Below are 21231 nucleotides of genomic sequence, written 5' to 3'. Positions count from 1 at the left end.
CCTATGGACTGGCGGCCATTGCGAGGATTCCAGGGATTTTCCATATACGCGCAGGAGGTGGAGCACTGTCTGAGGCCACCATGTGGCCGAGTTTGCTCCACCTCCTGCAAATAAGCGTATATGGAAAATCCCGGAACCACAGCTCTGGCCGTCAGCCCATAGGTTCCTCCTCGCGGCGTCCCTTAATCTTCCACAAATATAGTCGGATTCTCACACTTATGATACAACACCATCGCCCCAAACGCTGGCATCGGCACCCTGATCACACCTGCCTTGGCTGTATATTCATATTCCTCCGTAGTATATCCATCACGGTAAGACAGCATGATCCGCTTCAACACAGAATCCTTCAGTCTGCTGATTCCCGTCTTCCAGACCTCAATCTCAACCTCCCGATCCTCATTCCGGTTATTCAGAATCACAATCATTCTTTCATCATGGGAAAATCTTCCGAAGCAAAGTCCCTGATAATCATTCCAGAGGAACACAAGGGAACCATTACTTAAGAAATCATATTCCTTATGGATCTTAATCATATCTCTGTGGAACGCAATCATCATCTGATCCTCATGTCCCCATGGATAAGTTCTTCTGTTATCCGGATCCGTAAAGCCACAGACACCTGCCTCATCACCATAATAAACAGTTGGTGCTCCCGGCCAGGTCATCTGCACCACAACACCTTCACGCATCACTGCAGGATTGATGTTCTGGGAAGCAGCTTCCGCACCGGCATAGGAAATCCTTCCCACACGGCGGTTTGTTCTGGTGAGAAATCTGGAATGATCATGATTGGACAGCTCATTCATGGACGTATAAAGTGCAGACATATGAAGTGCCCTCATATGAGTCTTCATAGCCCCAATAAAGGCATCACTGTTTCCATAAAGGTCATCCCTGCACTCATCACTGTGCTTCTCCATGCCCGTCAGGAACCAGGTCAGAGGTTCCATAAAGGCATCGTAGTTCATAACCGTATCCCACTCATCCCCCTGCAGCCAGCTCTCCGGATTTCCGTAATGCTCTGCCAGAATGATCGCATTGGGATTTGCCTCCTTTACAGCTTTCCTGAAATCCTTCCAGAATTGATGGTTAAATTCGTTGCTGTGCCCAAGATCTGCCGCCACATCCAATCTCCATCCATCTACATTATAAGGCGCAGAAACCCACTTCTTACCAATCTCCAGAATCTTATCATACAGATCCCTGGAGGCTTCATAATTCAGCTTCGGCAAAGTATCATGAGTCCACCATCCATCATAGGTAGGATTGTACGGCCAGCGGTTCTCGTCATAGAAATTAAAGTAATACCTATATGGACTGTCTGCAGAAATATACGCTCCCTTTGGATATCCCTCCTGGTTCTCATAGATCCGCTCTCTGTCCATCCATTTGTTAAAAGATCCACAATGGTTAAACACACCATCCAGGATTACTTTCATGCCTCTCTTATGGATTTCCTCCACAAGCTTTGCAAACAGTTCATTACTTGCCTCCAGATTCCGCTTATCGGTCACACGCTTAATAAATTTCCGGGCATGGGCATTCTCGCGGTCCCCCTCATTCAGAAGGCCATCATCCATATCCTCCACGATCTTGCCGTAATGGGGATCCACATACTCATAATCCTGAATATCGTACTTGTGATTACTTGGAGAAACAAAAATCGGGTTCAGATAAATAACATCCACTCCCAGATCCTGCAGATAATCCAGTTTATCCATAATTCCCTGCAGGTCACCGCCATAAAACTCCCGCACCCCCATTACTGCCGGAACTTTTCCCCAGTCTCTTACCCTGGAAGTCATATCGCCAATATAAAAATATTCACGATCCTCCACATCATTCGTCGGATCCCCATTGCAGAAGCGATCCACAAAAATCTGGTACATAACAGCACCCTTCGCCCACTGGGGTGTATCATAATCGGGATAAATCTCAAACTCCAGACGCTCCTCCGGGTTCATGGAAACGCCCTGATAATTATAATAACAGGTCACCCATCCGTATGTGATCTCAAAATGGTAACGGACAATCTCCTCTCCCATAATAATAGAAGTCTCATAATAATCAAATCCATTGGATTTGGCCACACGCTCCATCTGTTGACGCTTGCCATCGTATACTAAATAAACCATATCTACGTTGTTCCGCTTGGTGCGGAAGCGGATACGGACCTTGTCTCCTGCTTTGGGATTTGACGGACAACGGTAATAATCAGAACCATCGCTGAACAATGCCTCTGTATTCAAAACCGGTCTCATATTCAATATATATTGCATTTTTTTCATTACATCTGCATTATTACGATCCATAACATCCCTCTTTCAAAAAAATTACACCCTATATTTTAACTGAAAACATTTCTTCCCACAACTGTTAAAATTCGGCTTATTCTCCAAATTTCCGCCCAGCTTACCGACGTTTTCACCAAAGAACTCCCACCACATTTCAAACACGATCTAAAATACCTTATTCATTTAACGTAAAAAAGACAGCCGGTAAAAGCTGTCTTTTTTGGAGAAGGTATTTCTTCTTATGGGGTGTAGCAAAAACTATATAATGTATTGGGGGGTTTTTACGATGTATATAGTACCATGTGTCCACCAAAAAGTGTGCACAAACTTCACAAAAATCACTATTATTTTTTGTGCATGTTATATACTTTCATTTGATTCACCCGATTTTTCCATTGTAAAAAGTGCTTCAAATTCATCCCGATGAACTTTTTCCTTCTCGAGAAGGAGCTTGGCACAGCCATGAAGAACCTCCATATGCTCAGAAATAATCTTCTTCGCATTGTCATGACACTCCTCAATGATACTGTGAATCTCACTGTCAATTGCCTTGGCAACATCCTCGCTGTAACCGCGGGTGTGCGCCAGATCTCGTCCAATAAATACCTCATCGTCATCATCTCCATAGGAGATCAGTCCAATCTTATCGGACATACCATACTTGGTCACCATAGCTCTTGCTTCGCTGGTAGCCCGCTTGATATCGTTGGATGCACCAGTTGTAATATCGCCGAAAATCAGCTCCTCTGCCACACGTCCTCCAAGAAGTGTGGTAATATCCTGGAGCATTTTACCCTTAGTATTAAATATTTCGTCATTCTCTGGAAGAGGCATGGTATAGCCGGCTGCTCCCATTCCGGTAGGGATAATGGAAATGGTGTAAACAGGCTCCATATCCGGCAGCACATGGAACAAGATTGCATGGCCTGCCTCATGATAAGCGGTGATCCTTTTCTCCTTCTCGGAGATCACCTTGCTCTTTTTCTCTGCACCGATGCCAACCTTGATAAAGGCATTCTTAATATCTTTCTGGCAAATAAATACATGACCTTTTCTGGCTGCAGCAATAGCCGCCTCATTCATCAGGTTCTCAAGATCTGCACCTGTAAATCCAGCTGTAGTCTGAGCGATCTGTTTCAGGTCTACATCCTCGCCAAGAGGTTTATCCTTGGCATGAACATGGAGGATTTCTTCCCTTCCTTTAATATCCGGACGACCTACGCCAACCTTGCGGTCAAAACGTCCCGGACGAAGAATTGCAGGATCCAGAATATCCACACGGTTGGTAGCGGCCATTACGATAATGCCTTCATTTACCCCGAATCCATCCATCTCTACAAGAAGCTGGTTCAGAGTCTGTTCCCTTTCATCATGACCGCCTCCCATGCCGGTTCCACGCTGTCTTGCAACAGCATCGATCTCATCAATAAAGATGATACAAGGTGCGTGACGCTTGCCCTCTTCGAAAAGATCTCTTACACGGGAAGCACCTACACCAACAAACATTTCCACAAAATCAGAACCGGAAATGGAGAAAAACGGAACGCCCGCTTCCCCGGCAACAGCCTTGGCCAGAAGCGTCTTACCAGTTCCTGGAGGTCCTACAAGGATAACTCCTTTCGGGATTCTGGCCCCCACCTTGGTATACTTCTGGGGATCCTTCAGGAAATCTACAACCTCCTTCAGTTCTTCTTTCTCTTCCTCCAGGCCCGCTACGTTCTGGAAAGTCACTTTCTTATCATCCGGCATGGACATTCTCGCCCTGCTTTTGCCGAAATTCATCATCTTGGCATTGGTGCCACCACCCCCACCTGACATCTGGCGGTTCATCATCAGCATGAGGAAGATGATAAGACCACAGGTAAGAAGTACCGGGAAAACAGAGTTCATAAATACACTCTGCTTCGGCACATCCTCAACAGCAGGATCAAGCCCGCTCTCTCGAAGAAGCTGCTCTGCCTCATTTACATCTGCCACATAAATACGCTTCTGTCCCTCGCCGCTTATATTCACGATCACAGAACCTGTTGGAACCTCACTGTTCTGATGGATCGTGGCACTGGTCACCTTTCCGTCTGTCACTGCCTGCTCCAGCTGTCCATAAGTATAATCACTCTGGACAGCTGCCTGATTGTTCAGATACAGGTAACCTGCGATCAAAGCTACGATCAGGACAAGATACAAGCCAATTCTGCCTGACTGCTTATTCACTTGTATAATTCTCCTTTCATTCGAACTCTACCACTCCGATGTATGGCAGATTTCTGTATTTCTGGGCATAGTCAAGACCATAGCCCACAACAAACTCATCTGGAATATTGAAGCAGCAATAATCCACATCAACCCCTTTTACCACTCTGCGGTCCGGTTTGTCCAACAAGGTGCAAAGTCTCACGCTGTTTGGATTACGTCTCTTCAGAACGTCCAGCAGATAGCTTAAGGTTCTTCCGGAATCAATAATATCCTCCACAACAAGAACTTCTTTATCTTCAAGAGGCTGATCCAGATCCTTGACGATCTTTACAACTCCGCTTGATTTGGTGTCATCTCCATAACTGGAAACAGACATGAAGTCAAGAGTTACCGGCACTGTGATTCTCTTGGCAAGCTCACACATGAAAAATACTCCGCCCTTAAGAACGCAGATCATGTGGATTTCTTTTCCCTTGTACTCTTCGCTGATCTGGGCTGCTACTTCGCAGATACGCTTCTCCACAGTCTCCTCATCCAGTAAAACTCTGATTTTTTCACTCATGATTATCTTTTCCTCCTTGGTATTGTATTTCCAATATTCTCCTGGTTCTGGGAGCTATTTTATAATTCTCATTTATTCTGCCTCCCACCACCCACAAAACCTCAGAGCCGGTACATAGAAGCAAGATGCTGTCTCTTTCCTCTGATGGGATCTTCTCATCTATAAAATAACGGTTCAGCTTCTTGCTGCTCCCTTTGTCATCTACAATGAGAAAATCTCCCGGCTGTCTGGTCCGGATGGACAATTCCTGTTTTATTTTATCATAATCCAGCCATTTCGTATACTTTTTTTCTTCAATCTTCTGGCCTTCATTAGAAAATATTTTCAGATAAAAAACATTATCTGTAAAAAGTACCTGTTCACAAGCAGTTTCCAGCTCCTTTTTACTCAACTGGACACTTTTTTGCAGTGCATTCCTCTCCTGATTTTTTTCAGCTTTCACTGGATCGTACTCTTTTGAACTTAGATTTCTATCTGACATTCCCAGTAATTGTCTTTCTCCCAGTAAAATTCCTCCATAAGTTCGAAGCGCCGCCAGATCATAAGGCAGATTGATCCGTCGTCCCACCTGAAGCTTCAGAAGGCTCTCCACACTTTTTACATGAGCAGCTGTAAAATCCTTACGTTTCCCAGCCAGGTCTTCAAAAACCTGAAGCACTCCGTAAGAAGCTATGGCAGGCTCATCTCGCCAGAATGCTTCTGACAGGAAAATTCCCCGCTCCCTGTTTTCCCCATACTTTTTCACAAGGCGTTCTCCCTGACGGGACAAATACTCCTCTGCCTGACTAACAAGACTGGCCGTCTCCGCCATATGGCGGACAGCAGAAGCATTCACCTGTTCTTCCAGAATAGGCAATATCTGATGTCTGATCTTATTTCTTGTATAATCATCTGTAAGATTGGTACTGTCTGTTACATAGGGAATCTGTTCTTTTATTAAATAATTGACAATTTCCTGTTTATTTAAACACAAAATGGGCCGAATAATTTCATCCCGCACCGGCAAAATAGAAGCCAGACCTTTCAGCCCCGTTCCTCTGCAAAGATTGTGGAGCAAAGTTTCCGCCACATCATTTTCATTGTGGGCCAGAGCAATACGGATCCGTAATTTTCCTTCTCTGGCGGCAAAGACTCTTCCCCCACCCTGGAGGTCAGCCGTTTCTGATTTTCCAAAATAATCAGCTTCTGCCCTGGAAAACGCATCCTGTCTGACTTTTCTTCCTGTCTCTTCCAGTCCCATTTTCCATTTCTTTGCAAGCTCCGGTACCGGGTAATGATAGGATAAAAAAGGAATCGTCCATTTTTCGCAGGTCTCTCTTACTACTCTTTCATCCCGGTCAGCTTCCTCGCCGCGGATTCCATGATGCACATGTACCGCACACAGCGAAAAAGTTGCTTCAGCCTGATATCTTTTTAACATTTCCAGCATAGCCATGGAGTCTCCTCCTCCGGAAACTCCGGCAAGGACCACATCCCCATCCACTACCATGCCATGTTCTTTCATATATGCTTTCACTTTCTGATACATACTAGCTCTGCCTCTGATACGTTACTGATTCTTTCGTGAACCGTAACAATATTACTTCTTTCAAACATATTCATATGCTCATATGATTCCATATCTGTTTTTTACTCAAAAATAATCATTCTATTTCTTCCACATTCCAGCTACAAGAACCGTCATATCATCCCTGGCGCAGTAATCGCTGTATCCCAGCACCCGCTCCAGAATCCCCCGGCTCATCTCCTTGGGAGTCTCTTCATGGATATCCATAATGATTTCTTTCATGGTCTCCTCCTCCCGCATGGCAGGCAGCGCATCCAAGACGCCATCTGTCATCATGATCAGATAATCCCCGTGATACAGCTTCCTTGAAGATGTTTCAAAATCCACCTGCTGTATCAGCCCTGCCGCCAGACTCTCTGAAGAAATGGCCTCCACCCAGTGATCCCTTTTGATAAAAGTGGCGGAAGCCCCCGCTTTCAGGAAGTTACAGATTCCCGTATATAAATCCACTGCGCAGATGTCCACTGTTGAAAAAATCCCTTCCTGTCCCTTCATCACAAGAGCAGAGTTCACCATTTTCGCCGCCGTCTCCTGGGTAAAACCGGATTCCAGAAATTGTTCCAGAAGTTCTACCACTTCCTCGCTTTCCCGGCATGCCTCCACCCCGGAGCCCATTCCATCAGAAAGACACATTACAAAACGGCCTGCCTCTTCCTGTCTGCAAATATAATTGTCTCCGGAAACCTTCTCCATTTCCTTGGTCAGCTTTGCCACTCCGTAAAGTACCTGATAGCTTACATCCTCCACAAAATGAACCGTATGGTATTCTCCATTTACAATTCTTCTTCCTCCTGCTGCCGCCATGGGAGTTCCGAATTCCTGAGACAAAAGCTGTGCCACCTCATTAACAGAAATGCACTGCCCGCTTCTGGCACGCATGGTAAGAAAAATCTCACGTCTTCCTTCCACCTTATCCATCACCCAGACCTGCTTCACCACAATATGACGCTTCCTGAGAATCTTCTGCAATTCCGTCATAAGCTGAGGATCCGCAATGGAAATGTCGTACAGGTCTTCTGCCACCATATCCATGATTCTGGACATCTCCTGGAGTTGCTGTGCCACGGCAAGGCGGCTTTCGATCATCCGGTTGTCCCATATCAGCTTCTGCCGCTCCCTCATATAAGAGTTACCAAGTGTCTCATAATACTGGGAAAAACGACTGCATACACTCATCCAGTCGCTTTTTGTCTCCTGTATTTTCTCCTGATTTCCCTCCTCCATGGAACGAATCATCCGCTCGCTTCCTCTGTACATTTCCTGCGACTGGGTGCCCCAGCAGATTTCCCGCTGATAACAGTGGCTGCATATCTCATCACAGGTCTCCCTTATGATTCCATCCACCTGGCCGTTGCTTAAATAGTCTTTTCGGTAGGGTAATCCATAAAAGCTGTCTGCAAGCTTCCGAAAAGAAGCAGCATACCGCTCCACCTTCTCCTTCTGGGGATTTTTCTCTTCGGCCGGCTGCTCTGCCTTAAGGAAACTTCTTCCCCTGAAAAAAACTTTTGCCATGTCCCGCAGCACCAGCAGCACACTGATCACGAGCATGGCAATTATCCATTCCTGCATATTCTCCCCTCCCCTTTACAGCCTTACAGTGCCAGAGCCTGTTTGAAAAAGCATTCCCGCAAGCTGCACGCCCCACTGTTCATGTAGTCTTTAACTGCTGCCCTTGTTTTTGCAAAGGAATGCTGCATTTACATCACCTTCGGCAGCACCTTATGCCTATTATAGGGGACAGGTATGAAAATATATGTCAAACAAAGACGACCATATTGAAAAATATATCGTCAGAAACTTCCAAACTTCGTTTTTCCCAGAACCTTATTTCTCCTCCTGAAAAATAATCTCATTCTCCTTCACAAGACCCAGCTTCTCTCTGGCGGCCTGCTCTGCGTACTCATCCGTGAGCATATACTGCTTCAGATCTTCAATCTCCTGAGTGCGCGCCTGCTCTTCCTCAATCTGCTGGCTTAATGCCTCTGCCCTGGTCTCATAGCCGGCAAGAGATTCCTTAAGGTCCCGGCTCTGTGCCATAAGCGTCAGAATCAGAATCAGAACGATCAGAGAAATACCGAACATCCCGAGATGATTATACCCTATTGTCTTTTTTCTTCGTTTTTTCCCTGATTTTCCCAAACTTCCTGCCTCTTCTCATCTGCAAACGATTTCTGGTACTATTTTTGTACTGATTTGCAGATTGCTTAACTAAAATTTTACAACGTTTACAAAAAAATAGCAACCAATTTATATATTTTTTTGAAGTTTTTTTTACGAATCTGACAGGAACCTCCAGGATTATATAACAAATTTTTTCAAATAAAGGTTTTATTGTCAGATATGTAAGAAATGCCCCTGATATAATTCCCAAAAACAGAAAACTACGCAGGATTCCCTGGTTGATCCGGTAAATTCCTGCAAATACCAGAAGTCCTGCGCACACCCAATAAAGAAGGTCCAAAATCCCTCCTGCTGCCGGACTGCAGAAAATGAGCCTTCTTATTTCCTGAAGCAGGCTGTAGCAAAGGATCAGCACCGCACCCCCTGCAAAAGCCCGGACGAAAAGCCAGATCTCATTGTAGATATATATGCTCATAGCTTAACGGAACAGCCTTGTAAATAATGGTTCTTCTTTTCGTGGGGAATCTTTAGACAAATAGACAAGAGAATCCACATGTCCGGCAAGAGCAGCTTCTCCTTTTTCCAGGTTTAGTCCTTTTACATGAAGCCCGCTGCCGCGAATCTGCAGCTTCCCGTCAGCAGTCTGAAGAAGGATTTCCTTTTCATCAAAAGAAATCACATCCTTCACACCTGTGACAGATGCTTCTTTCCTGTTATCCAGTATCAGCTTATGGGAAATGTTCACAACCTTTTCTTCCAAATCCCTCTCTCCCAAATATGTGGGTTCACAGATAATCTATGAATTTTTCTTTAAAATTAGAACCTGCTTAAGTAATACTGTTTCCTTCGTTCACAGAACTCTTAAACATACCTGTACAGATTCTCAACTTCTTCCTTCTTCACAGTCTCTTTCACATCCAGCACTTCCACCTTCACATTGCGGCTTCCAAACTGAATCTCAATAGTATCTCCTGTCTTCACCTGAACAGAAGCCTTGGCCGGCTTATCATTTACAAGCACTCTTCCTGCATCACATGCCTCATTTGCCACAGTTCTTCTCTTAATAAGGCGGGATACTTTCAAAAATTTATCTAATCTCATAATACTCTCCTATATCAGAGCGTGTTTAAAAAAGGAGGAACTATAAAGTTCCTCCTGTAAAAGCTTACGCGATTATGCGTTTACCATATCTTTTAAAGCTTTACCAGCTTTAAATTTCGGAGCCTTGGAAGCTTCGATCTTCATGGTCTCACCAGTCTGAGGATTTCTTCCCTCTCTGGCAGCTCTCTCGCTGACTTCAAATGTACCAAAGCCAACTAACTGAACTTTCTCACCTTTTTTCAGTTCTTCTGATACAACGTCGATGAATGATTTTAAAACAGCTTCAACGTCCTTCTTGGACAGATTGGTTTCTTTCGCCATAGCTGCTACTAATTCAGTCTTATTCATGGTGTTTCCTCCTCTAAAGATTCTTCTATCTATATATATACCTTTTGCCCTGTATTGTCAAGGTTTTTGCGCTAGAACGTGTTTGAAAAATCATTCCCGCAAGCTGCACGCCCCACTTTGCGGGAGATTTTGCCCGAATTCGGTTGCCGTAGCCCGCTACGGCGCCCTCATCCGGACAAAATCTCCCACAAATTGTGACACCCATCTTGCAGAAAGCCTTTTTCAAACACGCTCTAGAAAGGGGATTTTCCAAAGCATTTTTCAGGGAAATCCCCCCATATTTTCTTCTGGGCAATTACCTTTTCCAGCTTTTCTGTATTCTTGCCGGAAATCCATGCTTTGTTGTGAGAAAAGTAGTAATTTGCCAGTTTCCAGTATTTTTCCGGATATGTGAAACGGATTTGCAGGTTTTCCCATTCTTCCGAAGAAATAGGACGTATTTTGTCATATTGCTCCAGCATCCGTCTGGCCAGAAATACATCCCAGTTATATTTTTCCAGGATTTTTCGCATAAAACAATACAAGTCGCTGATCTGCACATCAAAGCTGAAGTGACCAAAATTTGTCACAGCAGCCTGATTTTTACAAAGAAGAACATTGTGCTGGTTATATTCGCCATGACATAGAAGCCCCTCTTCGCCCGCCTTGTCCCTTAGTTTTTCATAGTCCGACTTTACAAGCATTTCCAGTGCTTTTTCCCCTTTTTCCAGAAACCACTGTACACTGCCCAGAAATTCCTTTTCAAATCTGGCACTGGCACCTTTCTGGCGGATAAATTTACGGATCTTGCGGATTTCCTGATTATGCCTTGCATATTCATCTGCAAGGGAACGCGCCATATAGGCTTTCTCCACAGGCATATTCATAAATTTATGTACCCTTGCCAGAATCTGCACACTTCTTATAATATCTTCCCTGGACTTGGTGTCACACTCTCTGCCTTCATACCAGTTCTGAAGGGTATAGGGAATATTATCCTTATCTCTGGTAACCAAAGAGCCTTCCTGATTTTCAATAAAAGTATCAACCAGACAGCCTTCCTGGGAAAGTTTTTTTAACACTTCCTGCTGAAAAAGCAGTTTTTTTTCGGAGCCGTGAAACTCTCTGAGGAGCAGAATTCCCTGTTCTGTACGACATACCAATGCTCCCCGGGTCCTGGACGAAGATTTCACTTCAATTCCATACTGGGTCAGGGTGCTAAGACCATAATCATACAATAAAAATCCCCCCGTCACTCACATATGCCAAATGTCTTCAGATACCTTCTATCTTATGAGTGGGAGGGATATGTTATTCTAAAGAAGTTTTTTATCGGCTGCAAAAGCAAGGGAAAGAAGTGATTCTTTCTTGTTCAGTTCCGGATTCTCCAGAACAGCATCCAAAAGCTCATGGAGCACACTTCCCATTTCTTTTCCAGGCTTCATTCCGGCTGCGATCAGGTCACTGCCAGTAATTGCAAGACCTTTCATGGAAACACATTCGCCTTTTTCCATAATTTCTTCCCAGGTCATTCGAACTCCGGCCTGACGAGCAGCTTTTTCTTCCCCACGGTAATCACTTTTCGCTTTGTTATCCGCATACTGGACTTCCATCCACATGGGAAAAAGGTCTTCCCCAACTACATTGATGACTTTCCGCACCTCAGCCGATGCTGGAGTCGGGCGCAGATCATGCCAGCGGATCAGACGGCTCACTCTGGAAATAGTGTCATTGTCAAACTTCAGGCGGCGCAGAATTTCCTTGGACATTTTTTCTCCCACAGAAGCATGTGTTTTGAAATGATCCCTGCCGTTTTCGTCTGTTTTTCGTACAACAGGTTTGGCAATGTCGTGAAGGAGCATGGTCAGCCTTAACACCTTATCCGCCCTCACATACAAAAGGCTGTGGAGAATGTGTTCTCCCACATTATAGCAGTGGTGTGGAGTGTTCTGAGGTGTCTCCATACAGCGGTCAAATTCCGGCAGAAATTCCCTGGTAACTCCCGCTTCATAGGCAATCCGCAGATAATCCGGATGAGGGGACACCAGAAGTTTTACAAGTTCCACCTGGATCCGCTCTGCGCTTACATGTTTTAAATTTGGTGCAAGCACAGAAAGAGCTTTTCGGGTCTCTTCTTCCAGGGAAAAGCCAAGCTGCGCAGAAAAACGTACAGCACGCATAATGCGAAGAGCGTCTTCTGTAAAACGTTCCAGAGGATCACCAACACAGCGGATCACCTTGTTTTCCAGGTCTCTCTGCCCTTCAAAAAGGTCCACCAGCCCTTTCCTTGGATTGTAGGCCATGGCGTTGATGGTAAAGTCCCGACGCTTCAAATCTTCCTCCAGGCAGGCCGTAAAGGTTACTTCTTTCGGGTGACGGCCATCTTCATACTCGCCATCCACCCGGTAGGTGGTAACCTCGAATCCCTCTTTTTCAAGCAGCACTGTTACGGTTCCGTGAGCGATTCCTGTATCTACGGTTCTGTGAAACAGGGCTTTGACCTGCTCCGGCTTGGCTGAGGTTGTGATATCCCAGTCATTTGGAGTTCTTCCCAGAAGGGCATCGCGGACACAGCCGCCTACTGCATAGGCCTCATAACCAGCTTTTTCCAGAATATTTATAATTATTTCAACTTTTTGTGGAATTTCAAATACCATCTTTATCACCTGCCTCTGATTTAAAACAAAACTTCTCCTCATACACTTCTCTGCCTTGAAAAACAAAGCGGGGCAAAATAATTTTGCCCCTTTTTGACTACTGATTGCAAAATAAACAGCAATCCCTTTTGTTATTAATAAGCACGTCCCCAGTATACCATTTTCTTGGCAGGTTTTCCACAGCATACACAGACATCGCTTAAATGTTCCTGCTCAAACGGCATACATCTGGATGTTGCCTGAACGTCTTCTTTGATCTTATCTTCGCACTCACGGTTGCCGCACCACATAGCTTTTACAAAACCAGGTTTTGTGTTGATGGTCTCCTTGAATTCTTCATAATTTGTTGCTACATAGGTGTGAGCATCTCTGTGGGCTCTTGCACGCTCCAGCATTTCCTTCTGCATGGTGTCCAGAACTTCCTGAACCTTAGCAGCAAGTTCTTCGAACTTCACAATATATTTCTCTCTGGTATCTCTTCGGCAGATAACAGCCTGTCCGCTCTCGATATCCTTCGGACCGCACTCAATTCTTACCGGAATACCACGCATTTCCTGCTCTGCGAATTTGAATCCCGGGCTCTTGTCTGTAACGTCTGCTTTTACACGGATTCCAGCTGCTTTCAGAATCTGTGTCAGCTCCTCTGTTTTCTCCAGAACGCCCTCTTTTCTCTGCTGGATCGGGATTACAACAGCCTGGACCGGAGCAATTCTTGGTGGAAGAACAAGTCCGCTGTTGTCTCCATGAACCATGATCAGAGCACCGATCATACGAGTTGTCATTCCCCAGGATGTCTGGTGTACATACTGAAGCTGGTTGTTTTTATCTGTGTACTGGATGCCGAATGCTCTTGCAAATCCATCACCAAAGTTATGGCTGGTTCCAGACTGAAGTGCTTTTCCATCATGCATCAGAGACTCGATTGTGTAAGTAGCCTCTGCACCCGCAAATTTCTCTTTCTCTGTCTTCTGACCTTTAATAACCGGGATTGCAAGTACTTCCTCGCAGAAGTCTGCATACAGGTTCAGCATCTGGATGGTACGTTCTTTTGCTTCCTCAGCTGTAGCGTGGGCAGTATGTCCTTCCTGCCATAAGAACTCACGGGAACGAAGGAACGGACGGGTTGTTTTCTCCCAGCGAACTACTGAGCACCACTGATTATATACTTTCGGAAGATCTCTGTGGGACTGAATCTCTTTCTGATAGAAATCACAGAACAGAGTCTCGGATGTAGGACGTACGCAAAGGCGCTCCTGAAGAGGATCAAGTCCGCCGTGTGTTACCCATGCAACTTCCGGTGCAAATCCCTCTACGTGATCCTTCTCTTTGTCCAGAAGGGATTCCGGAATGAACATTGGCATGTATACATTCTCTACGCCTGTCTCTTTGAATCTGCGGTCAAGCTCTTTCTGGATATTCTCCCAGATTGCATATCCTGCCGGTTTGATTGCCATACATCCCTTTACACTTGTATAGCCGCAAAGTTCCGCTTTTTTTACAACATCGGTATACCACTGTGCAAAATCCACATCCATGGATGTGATAGCTTCTACCATTTTCTTTTCTTTTGCCATGATTTTTCTCCTTTTTGATTTTCTAATATTTAAACGCCAGGGAAATCTGGTAAATTCCATGTATTATTTGAAAAACACATAAAAAAAGACCTTCCATCCCTGCAAAAGGGACCGAAAGGCTTCGGCGGTACCACCCTGATTAACACTGGAAATGACTGCTCCACTGCTCACTCAATTATCCTGATAACGTAGGACAGACGCCGCACTTCAATTGTGCGGAGCTCTGAGGCCGGTTCCATGACTTGCGCACAAAATCCTCACACCATTGCCTGTCGGCCTGGATTTCTCTCTGAGATTGCTCCTCATGTACTATTCTCTTCATTGCCACTTCATTTATTTAATTTGCTCGTTAAGTCTTGTTTATTTTATGCGAAATTTTCCCATATGTCAAGTGGCGAAACAGAAAATACCCAGACAAAAAACAGCCAGAGGTTACTGTTCACTCCGTTCACAGTAACAGCCAGAGTTACCATCCACCGCATCTGTTTTGTCCGGGTACTTTTTTATTACTTCAATGTAAACAAGCTCTCTATTACATCTTTTTTCTCAAACTGGTTGTTATATTCCAGGATATTGTAATCGCTCAAAAACTGTCTGTAATTGTCCGGAAGATCCTCAGAAGCATACCAGTTCCCCTCCTGATCACACACTGCACCAACACCAATGACCGGCAGCTGTTTCTTCAGTTTCATAAGGAACTGATTATAAAACGGAAGGGAAATCCCTGCCTTAAACAGCACATAACTTCCCAGATAATTGGCACTGATATCCTCTTCTGCAGTCTCGGAAGAATAATTTGTCCAGATTACATATGGAGTTGTATACGTCACCTGGCTTTCAAAAAGGTCCAGCTTCTCCCTGTCTTTTCCGAGAACTTCTGCTAAAAAGCCTTCTTCCAGCTTAGGCCAGTGATCTCCAAACATGACGATCATGGTCGGCTCGTCTACCTTTTCAAAATATTCTACAAGATTCTGAAACGCTTTATCCGACTCTCTGGCAAGTGACAGATACGTCTGTGCCTCCGGATATTCTGTTTCATAATTCAGTTTTACATCTGGTTCGTATCCCTTCAGAGTGCTCTGGGAATATCCGCCATGGTTCTGCATGGTTACGCAGAAAGTAAACAACTTTTGATTTGTTTCTTTTTCTTTATACAGGCTGATGATCTTGTCAAAAACAGACTGGTCACTTACAAAGCCTCTCAGTTTATCCTGATATTCTCCGCCCCAGTTATCCTGATTCAAAAACTCATCAAAGCCCATCTGCGGATATACCTGGTCGCGGTTCCAGTTATGTCCGTTATTGGGATGCATGGCAATTGTATAATATCCATGAGATTTCAGAATATCTGCCATTCCATACTCCGGAGTCCGGACATACAGTTCATAAGGAACACAGCCAGAAGGAAGAAACGTAATACTGTTTCCGGTAAGTACCTCATACTCAGATCTTGCTGTTCCGCCACCGTAAGTGGGCATATGCAGACTTCCATGTGTTACATTTTTATCAATACTGTGAATATACGGCAATATTTCCACATCTGATCTGACACTCCCAATGCTCTCGAAATCCGCAAGACTTTCATTCATGATCATAATAATATTCTCAGGGATTACATCTGGCTCCTGCTGCCTTTCAGCCGGATCACCTTCAGTTTTTTCTGCAATTTTCTTTACCGCATCCACGGAATATCCCTCCGGTTCTTCTACAAAAACAAACCGGAATTCTCTTGCAAAAGTATATACCAGTCCTTTATTCTGATATTCCTTGTTTACATTCCACAATGAAACATTTTCCTGCTTCATGATCAAAGGCCGAAATCCCACTGCCATTGCCACAACAAACACAGCTAAAAAGGCTAACCGCACAATCAAATTTTTTCTGCTTTTTTTTCCTAACTCCAGTCTCTGAAATTTCAGGATAAACTGGGCAAATACCATAGAATACGTTAACGGAATGCCAAGCATAAGAGGTATTTTAAACTCATATTCTCCTGCAACATCTGCAGCAGTTCCAATTCCTGTGATATCCAACAGAAAAAAAGCTTCTCCTCTGAATTCCATTACAAAGAAATTGATCAATGCCAGCAAAATCAGAAGCCAGCAAAATACAGCTGAAGCTGTCTTTATTTTTCGAAAAAGCAGGATCAATATACCAAGAATAACATAACAGACGATCAGATTCCCTATAAGATTCATAAAAGATAGGGAAGTAACCTTTTTCAGAAGACTTCCCAGATAATTCACTGATTTATTTCTTTTTCCGGAAAGCCAGGTGATCATCTGCACTGCCCCTATCATAACAGGAGCGGACAGAATCAGTAAAATTCCATCCGCTGCTGTTGATATTCTGCAGGTATGCCAGGCATCACTTAGTCTTTCTCCCCACAAAACCAATAAAATCCATATCAGATCACCAATGGCAATCAGCAATATTTTCTTGGTATCTCCCTGAAAAGGATGGGCTGTTCCAAGCTCTGTATAGATCAGCAACCCATCAATTACTGCCATTAACAAAAGGTTGTAAAACATTTGTGACAGTTTTTTCATAAACGCACCTCTTAATTGCCAATAGTAAACAAGCTCTCTATTACATCCTTTTTCTCAAACTGGTTGTTATATTCCAGAATATTGTAATCCGTCATCAGTTTTTTGTAATCATCCGGAAGTGCATCATTTGCATACCAGTTTCCATCTTTGTCGCAAACAGCACCAACTCCGATGATTGGAAGCTGCTCTTTCAGATTCATAAGGAACTGGTTGTAGCCTGGCATTTCAAGACCAGCCAGCTGAAGCATATAGCTTCCCAGATAATTAGCACTGAAATCTTCCTCTACTGTCTCAGATGGATAATTTGTCCAGATCACATAGGGAGTTGTATAGGACTGCTGGCTTTCAACAAGTCCCAGGCTCTGCCTGTTGCCGCCTAAAAGTTTCGCCATAAATTCTTCTTCAATCTTAGGCCAGTGATCCCCAAACATAACAATCATGGTAGGCTCATCTACTTTTTCAAAGTACTCCAGCAATTCCTTAAATGCTGAATCAGACTCTCTTGCCAACGATAAATACGTTTCAGCCAGAGGATACTCTGTATCATATCCAAGCTTTACAGTAGGTTCAAATCCAGCTCTGTCTTCTACTGTATAACCGCCATGATTCTGCATGGTTACACAGAATGTAAATAATTTTTCATCCGCATCCTTCTCTTCATAAAGGCTGATGATCTTTTCAAATGTTGCTTTGTCACTTACATAATTTCGAAGAAGCTCTCTGTGTTCCTCTCCCCAGTTCTCCAGGCTGATAAATTCATCAAATCCCATGCATGGATAAACAGAGGCCCGGTTCCAGTTATGAGCCTTGTTGGGATGCATGGCAATTGTGTAATATCCCTGGGATTTCAGGATATCTGCCAGACCATACTCCGGATCCCGCACATAAAGCTGATAAGGAACACTTCCGGATGGCAAAAAGCTCATACTGTTTCCTGTAAGAGCCTCATATTCAGAGCGTGCAGTTCCGGCTCCGAATGTAGGTACATGAAGCTGTCCATGTTTTACATTTTTGTTAAGGCTTCTTATGTATGGCAAAATTTCTACATTTGACTTTATTTCACCTACATTTTCAAAATCTGTAAGACTTTCATTCATAATCAGGATAATATTTTTCGGTGTTACTGTTTCAGAAGTATCTGCAGCTGTATTATCAACACTTTCTTCAGACTCACTCTTGTCTGTCTCTGAAACAATATTTTCCCCATCTTCAATTTCCTGTGCCAGTTCTACGGTTTTTCCAACAGAATAGCCTTCTGGCTGCTCGATATAAAAATACCTGATTTCCTTAACAAGAGAGGAAATGTAGCCCTGTTCTTTATAAATACGGTTAATCTGCCATAAAGTAACAGCGTCAAGCTTCTGGAGGATAGGTCTTATGGTAAAACATAATGTAATCACGATCACAGCCAGTACACCAAACCGGGCAGCTGTATTCTTTCTGCTCTTTTTTCCAAGCTCCAGTTTCTGGAATTTCAGTACAAACTCACCAAATACCAGGGCATAGATCAGTGGAATTCCAAGCATCAGTTTGATTTTGAAGCTATATTCTCCAACAACTTCTGCTGCCGTTCCCATTCCTACAATGTCAAGAAGCTGGAATGGTTCTCCACGAAATTCCATTACATAATAGTTTACCATTGCAAGGATTATAAAAAGGTAACACAACGTAGAAGAAGCAATATTGATTTTCCTGAATAAAATAATAAGTATTATAAAAAATATTGCATAAATAATAAGATTCAGTGTCAAATAAGGCTGCTCCATCAGTAATGACATCTTAACCAGGCCTTTAAATGTTGACACTGCCTTATTCTTATATCCCGACACCCAGGTGACCATCTGGACAAGCATAAATACAATTCCAGGAGTTGCAAGCAGCAATATGACATCTGCTATTTTCAAAAAAGTGGTATTTTTTATTGCACTGCAGATTTTCTCCCCCCAGAACAGAAGAACAAGAAACAAAATATTTCCTGTAACAATTAGTAATATTTTAATGATTGTTCCTTTATATATACGATTTCCTTCGTTAATAAAAGTATATACCAACAATCCATCTATAAGCAGAAGCAAAGCAATGTTCAAAATGATTCCCAGTATCTTTTTCCATCTGTCATTCTTCGCTCTGCCCATATTCAAATCTGTATTTTCTTTCGTATTTTCCACAACAAACCTCTTTAACTTACACCGTCAGCGAAATCTCGCGTCCGGTTCTCTTATATTGATAATAGCGTACACCGGCGGAGTCCAGCATTCTCTTGGAAGCAAGGACTGACGGAGTGCTTGCATATTTGTCACAATCATAGACCAGAGTCTTGATTCCTGCCTGGATGATTGCCTTGGCACACTCATTGCATGGAAAAAGAGTTACATACATTTTCGCTCCCTCAAGGCTTCCTCCACGGTAGTTTAAAATTGCATTGAGCTCGCTATGGGTCACATACAGATATTTGGTATCCAGAGGCTCTCCCTCTCTTGCCCAGGGAAATTCATCATCGGAACAGCCTTTTGGGAAACCATTATATCCCATGGAAAGAATTTTATTATCATCGCTGACAATACACGCTCCTACCTGTGAATTGGGATCCTTGGAGCGCATGCCGGAAAGCATGGCAACTCCCATGAAATATTCGTCCCAGGTAAGGTAACCTTCTCTTTTGTGGTTCAGATCTGATGCAGCACTTACAGGCGCGATCTGTATATTCCCGGTGTTTTTCTGATTTGTGTTCTCCATAGAAGAGCTCTCCTTCCTATTCTGTCTCGATCTGAGCAATTCGGCGGATATGTCTCTCATCTCCTGAAAATGGTGTATTCAGGAAAGTATCCACAATCTTAACTGCAAGTCCAGGTCCAACTACACGACCTCCAAGCGCAAGGATATTTGCGTCATTGTGAAGTCTGGTTGCTTCAGCAGTAAAACAGTCTGTACATACTGCTGCACGAATTCCCTTAATTTTGTTTGCAGTGATAGAAATACCAATACCAGTTCCGCATACAAGGATTCCTAGCTCACACTCTCCTTCCAGAATCCCATGTGCAACTTTCTTTGCATAGATCGGATAGTCTGTGGATTCTGTGCTGTAGCAGCCGTAATCCTTATACTCAATATTCTTTTCTTCCAGATATTTGATAATCTCCTGTTTCAGTTCAAATCCGCCATGATCACTACCTAATGCTACTCTCATTGTTCTTCTCTCCTTATATTGATTATTTTGTGACCGGCTGCTTTTAGAAGCCGGTTCATAATTGCCTGTCCCATTTTTGGGGTATAAAAAGCTTCGGAATAAATTTTGCTTACCTGGCACTGATCGAATTCACGCAGCACCTCATAAAGGTTATGAGCAATGGTTTCCTCTGCCTCTCTGCTTCCAATACACTTCACAGTTCCACAGGGATATCTGGAAATAGTCTCCTCTGTGGCAATAATCCCCGCCTGAAGTCCATTTGCCTGATCTTCCTTTACAAACTGATTAATGGCATTTATTACTTCTTCTGTGGGGCCCTCCACAATTGCAAGATCTGCTTTCGGTGCATAATGCCGATATTTCATTCCCGGCGCCTTGGGATGAACTTTACTATCAGGCTTTATAAGACCTTTGTCCATTCTCACATCACCAAGAACCTCCTGGAGCATTTCCAGTGAAATATAACCGGGTCTTAAAACCACCGGCACGTCCTCGGTAAAATCTACAATCGTTGACTCCAGGCCAATTCCCACAGGACCTCCATCAATGATCATCTCAATGGCATCCCCTAAGTCCTCCTCAACATGCTGTGCTGTAGTCGGGCTTGGCCGTCCGGAAGTATTTGCACTTGGCGCTGCCACGTATCCCCCTGCCTGCAAAATAAGCTCCGCTGCAATGGGATCACTTGGAAAACGCACAGCTACACTGTTGAGACCACCAGTTGTCTCCAATGGAACCAGGTCTGATTTCTCAAAAATCATAGTCAGGGGACCAGGCCAGAATTTCTCTGCCAGTATCTTCGCCTTCTCCGGTACTTCCTTTACAATTGGAACCAGCGCATTTAAATCTGCAATATGAACGATCAACGGGTTATCCGAAGGACGTCCCTTGGCTGCATATATCTTCTTCGAAGCCATAGGATCCAGTGCATTTCCTCCAAGACCGTAAACAGTTTCTGTAGGGAATGCCACCAGTCCTCCCTGTTTCAATATCTCTCCGCCTCTGGCAAGTGCCGCATGGTCGATAGCATCTGCCGTCATAGCTACAATTTCTGCTTTCATTTTAGTCCAGCTTTCTATTAATTTTTCAGTATTCT

General features: G+C 43.9%; 18 protein-coding genes and 3 pseudogenes. 1 reads left to right on the top strand and 20 read right to left on the bottom strand.

Annotated features, from left to right (window positions below):
* Positions 1-182: 182 nt before the first annotated feature.
* The 12 genes and pseudogenes from LIZ66_RS01460 to LIZ66_RS18910 form a co-directional block, all read right to left on the bottom strand.
* Positions 183-2315, bottom strand: a complete 2133-nt coding sequence (locus LIZ66_RS01460; protein WP_173715656.1) for a glycoside hydrolase family 13 protein — start codon at positions 2313-2315, stop codon at positions 183-185.
* A gap of 342 nt (positions 2316-2657) precedes the next feature.
* Positions 2658-4508, bottom strand: coding sequence for an ATP-dependent zinc metalloprotease FtsH (gene ftsH, locus LIZ66_RS01455; RefSeq protein ID WP_173770838.1), 1851 nt, complete (start codon positions 4506-4508; stop codon positions 2658-2660).
* A 16-nt stretch (positions 4509-4524) separates the two neighbouring features.
* Positions 4525-5052 carry a hypoxanthine phosphoribosyltransferase gene (hpt, locus tag LIZ66_RS01450; RefSeq protein ID WP_118581570.1) on the bottom strand — a complete coding sequence of 176 codons (528 nt, stop codon included), beginning with the start codon at positions 5050-5052 and terminating at the stop codon, positions 4525-4527.
* Entirely contained in the window at positions 5045-6580 is a 1536-nt protein-coding gene (tilS, locus tag LIZ66_RS01445; RefSeq protein WP_227200029.1) for a tRNA lysidine(34) synthetase TilS, read from the bottom strand. Before tilS ends, hpt begins: the two co-directional genes overlap by 8 nt.
* A 120-nt stretch (positions 6581-6700) precedes the next feature.
* Positions 6701-8188 (bottom strand): SpoIIE family protein phosphatase, encoded by a 1488-nt coding sequence (locus LIZ66_RS01440; RefSeq protein ID WP_118581564.1) that lies wholly within the window; start codon positions 8186-8188, stop codon positions 6701-6703.
* Between the two features lie 15 nt (positions 8189-8203).
* A pseudogene (locus LIZ66_RS19725) lies at positions 8204-8266 on the bottom strand (DUF6783 domain-containing protein); the annotation flags it as partial.
* 177 nt (positions 8267-8443) lie between these two features.
* Positions 8444-8758 (bottom strand): FtsB family cell division protein, encoded by a 315-nt coding sequence (locus LIZ66_RS01435; RefSeq protein ID WP_226815895.1) that lies wholly within the window; start codon positions 8756-8758, stop codon positions 8444-8446.
* Positions 8712-9215, bottom strand: coding sequence for a spore cortex biosynthesis protein YabQ (gene yabQ / locus LIZ66_RS19720; RefSeq protein ID WP_118581558.1), 504 nt, complete (start codon positions 9213-9215; stop codon positions 8712-8714). Before yabQ ends, LIZ66_RS01435 begins: the two co-directional genes overlap by 47 nt.
* A 3-nt stretch (positions 9216-9218) precedes the next feature.
* On the bottom strand, positions 9219-9500 hold the full coding sequence (gene yabP / locus LIZ66_RS01425; protein WP_118581555.1) for a sporulation protein YabP: 282 nt from the start codon (positions 9498-9500) through the stop codon (positions 9219-9221).
* Positions 9501-9601: 101 nt separating this feature from the next.
* Positions 9602-9841, bottom strand: coding sequence for an RNA-binding S4 domain-containing protein (locus LIZ66_RS01420; protein ID WP_173773275.1), 240 nt, complete (start codon positions 9839-9841; stop codon positions 9602-9604).
* A gap of 72 nt (positions 9842-9913) precedes the next feature.
* Positions 9914-10189 carry an HU family DNA-binding protein gene (locus LIZ66_RS01415; protein WP_117851504.1) on the bottom strand — a complete coding sequence of 92 codons (276 nt, stop codon included), beginning with the start codon at positions 10187-10189 and terminating at the stop codon, positions 9914-9916.
* Between the two features lie 25 nt (positions 10190-10214).
* Entirely contained in the window at positions 10215-10394 is a 180-nt protein-coding gene (locus LIZ66_RS18910) for a DUF6783 domain-containing protein (RefSeq protein WP_306467791.1), read from the bottom strand.
* Here LIZ66_RS18910 and LIZ66_RS18905 point away from each other — a divergent pair.
* Positions 10332-10583: pseudogene (locus tag LIZ66_RS18905) on the top strand (DUF6783 domain-containing protein); the annotation flags it as partial. The gene LIZ66_RS18910 and the pseudogene LIZ66_RS18905 overlap by 63 nt on opposite strands.
* Here LIZ66_RS18905 and LIZ66_RS01410 read toward each other — a convergent pair.
* From LIZ66_RS01410 to LIZ66_RS01375, 8 genes and pseudogenes are all read right to left on the bottom strand, one after another.
* Positions 10480-11361 (bottom strand): annotated as a pseudogene (locus LIZ66_RS01410) (CotS family spore coat protein); the annotation flags it as partial. The pseudogenes LIZ66_RS18905 and LIZ66_RS01410 sit on opposite strands and share 104 nt — an antisense overlap.
* Positions 11362-11484: 123 nt before the next feature.
* Positions 11485-12825: a CCA tRNA nucleotidyltransferase gene (locus tag LIZ66_RS01405; RefSeq protein ID WP_226837572.1), complete on the bottom strand. Its 1341-nt coding sequence runs from the start codon at positions 12823-12825 to the stop codon at positions 11485-11487.
* Positions 12826-12959: 134 nt separating this feature from the next.
* Positions 12960-14399, bottom strand: coding sequence for a proline--tRNA ligase (proS, locus tag LIZ66_RS01400; protein WP_148463164.1), 1440 nt, complete (start codon positions 14397-14399; stop codon positions 12960-12962).
* Between the two features lie 506 nt (positions 14400-14905).
* Positions 14906-16948: an LTA synthase family protein gene (locus LIZ66_RS01395; RefSeq protein WP_226837574.1), complete on the bottom strand. Its 2043-nt coding sequence runs from the start codon at positions 16946-16948 to the stop codon at positions 14906-14908.
* A gap of 11 nt (positions 16949-16959) precedes the next feature.
* The gene (locus LIZ66_RS01390; RefSeq protein WP_226837576.1) at positions 16960-19116 is read right to left on the bottom strand and encodes an LTA synthase family protein; all 2157 of its coding nucleotides are present in this window, start codon (positions 19114-19116) and stop codon (positions 16960-16962) included.
* Between the two features lie 16 nt (positions 19117-19132).
* Positions 19133-19618, bottom strand: a complete 486-nt coding sequence (locus LIZ66_RS01385) for a deoxycytidylate deaminase (protein WP_118581740.1) — start codon at positions 19616-19618, stop codon at positions 19133-19135.
* Positions 19619-19700: 82 nt separating this feature from the next.
* Positions 19701-20135 (bottom strand): ribose 5-phosphate isomerase B, encoded by a 435-nt coding sequence (gene rpiB / locus LIZ66_RS01380; RefSeq protein ID WP_173770842.1) that lies wholly within the window; start codon positions 20133-20135, stop codon positions 19701-19703.
* Entirely contained in the window at positions 20132-21196 is a 1065-nt protein-coding gene (locus tag LIZ66_RS01375; RefSeq protein ID WP_148463160.1) for an L-threonylcarbamoyladenylate synthase, read from the bottom strand. Before LIZ66_RS01375 ends, rpiB begins: the two co-directional genes overlap by 4 nt.
* Between the last annotated feature and the right edge of the window lie 35 nt (positions 21197-21231).

Source organism: Blautia faecis (assembly GCF_020554845.1).
GTDB lineage: Bacteria > Bacillota > Clostridia > Lachnospirales > Lachnospiraceae > Blautia_A > Blautia_A faecis.
Note: the sequence above shows the minus strand (reverse complement) of the source record. Positions and strands in the feature narration are given on the sequence as shown.

Excerpts from the sequence above, each read along its gene's own strand:
- LIZ66_RS01460 (WP_173715656.1), bottom strand. The coding sequence starts at position 2,315 with ATGGATCGTAATAATGCAGATGTAATGAAAAAAATGCAATATATATTG.
- hpt (WP_118581570.1), bottom strand. The coding sequence starts at position 5,052 with ATGAGTGAAAAAATCAGAGTTTTACTGGATGAGGAGACTGTGGAGAAG.
- tilS (WP_227200029.1), bottom strand. The coding sequence starts at position 6,580 with ATGTATCAGAAAGTGAAAGCATATATGAAAGAACATGGCATGGTAGTG.
- LIZ66_RS01440 (WP_118581564.1), bottom strand. The coding sequence starts at position 8,188 with ATGCAGGAATGGATAATTGCCATGCTCGTGATCAGTGTGCTGCTGGTG.
- yabQ (WP_118581558.1), bottom strand. The coding sequence starts at position 9,215 with ATGAGCATATATATCTACAATGAGATCTGGCTTTTCGTCCGGGCTTTT.
- LIZ66_RS01420 (WP_173773275.1), bottom strand. The coding sequence starts at position 9,841 with ATGAGATTAGATAAATTTTTGAAAGTATCCCGCCTTATTAAGAGAAGA.
- LIZ66_RS01415 (WP_117851504.1), bottom strand. The coding sequence starts at position 10,189 with ATGAATAAGACTGAATTAGTAGCAGCTATGGCGAAAGAAACCAATCTG.
- LIZ66_RS18910 (WP_306467791.1), bottom strand. The coding sequence starts at position 10,394 with ATGGGTGTCACAATTTGTGGGAGATTTTGTCCGGATGAGGGCGCCGTA.
- LIZ66_RS01405 (WP_226837572.1), bottom strand. The coding sequence starts at position 12,825 with ATGGTATTTGAAATTCCACAAAAAGTTGAAATAATTATAAATATTCTG.
- proS (WP_148463164.1), bottom strand. The coding sequence starts at position 14,399 with ATGGCAAAAGAAAAGAAAATGGTAGAAGCTATCACATCCATGGATGTG.
- LIZ66_RS01395 (WP_226837574.1), bottom strand. The coding sequence starts at position 16,948 with ATGAAAAAACTGTCACAAATGTTTTACAACCTTTTGTTAATGGCAGTA.
- rpiB (WP_173770842.1), bottom strand. The coding sequence starts at position 20,135 with ATGAGAGTAGCATTAGGTAGTGATCATGGCGGATTTGAACTGAAACAG.
- LIZ66_RS01375 (WP_148463160.1), bottom strand. The coding sequence starts at position 21,196 with ATGAAAGCAGAAATTGTAGCTATGACGGCAGATGCTATCGACCATGCG.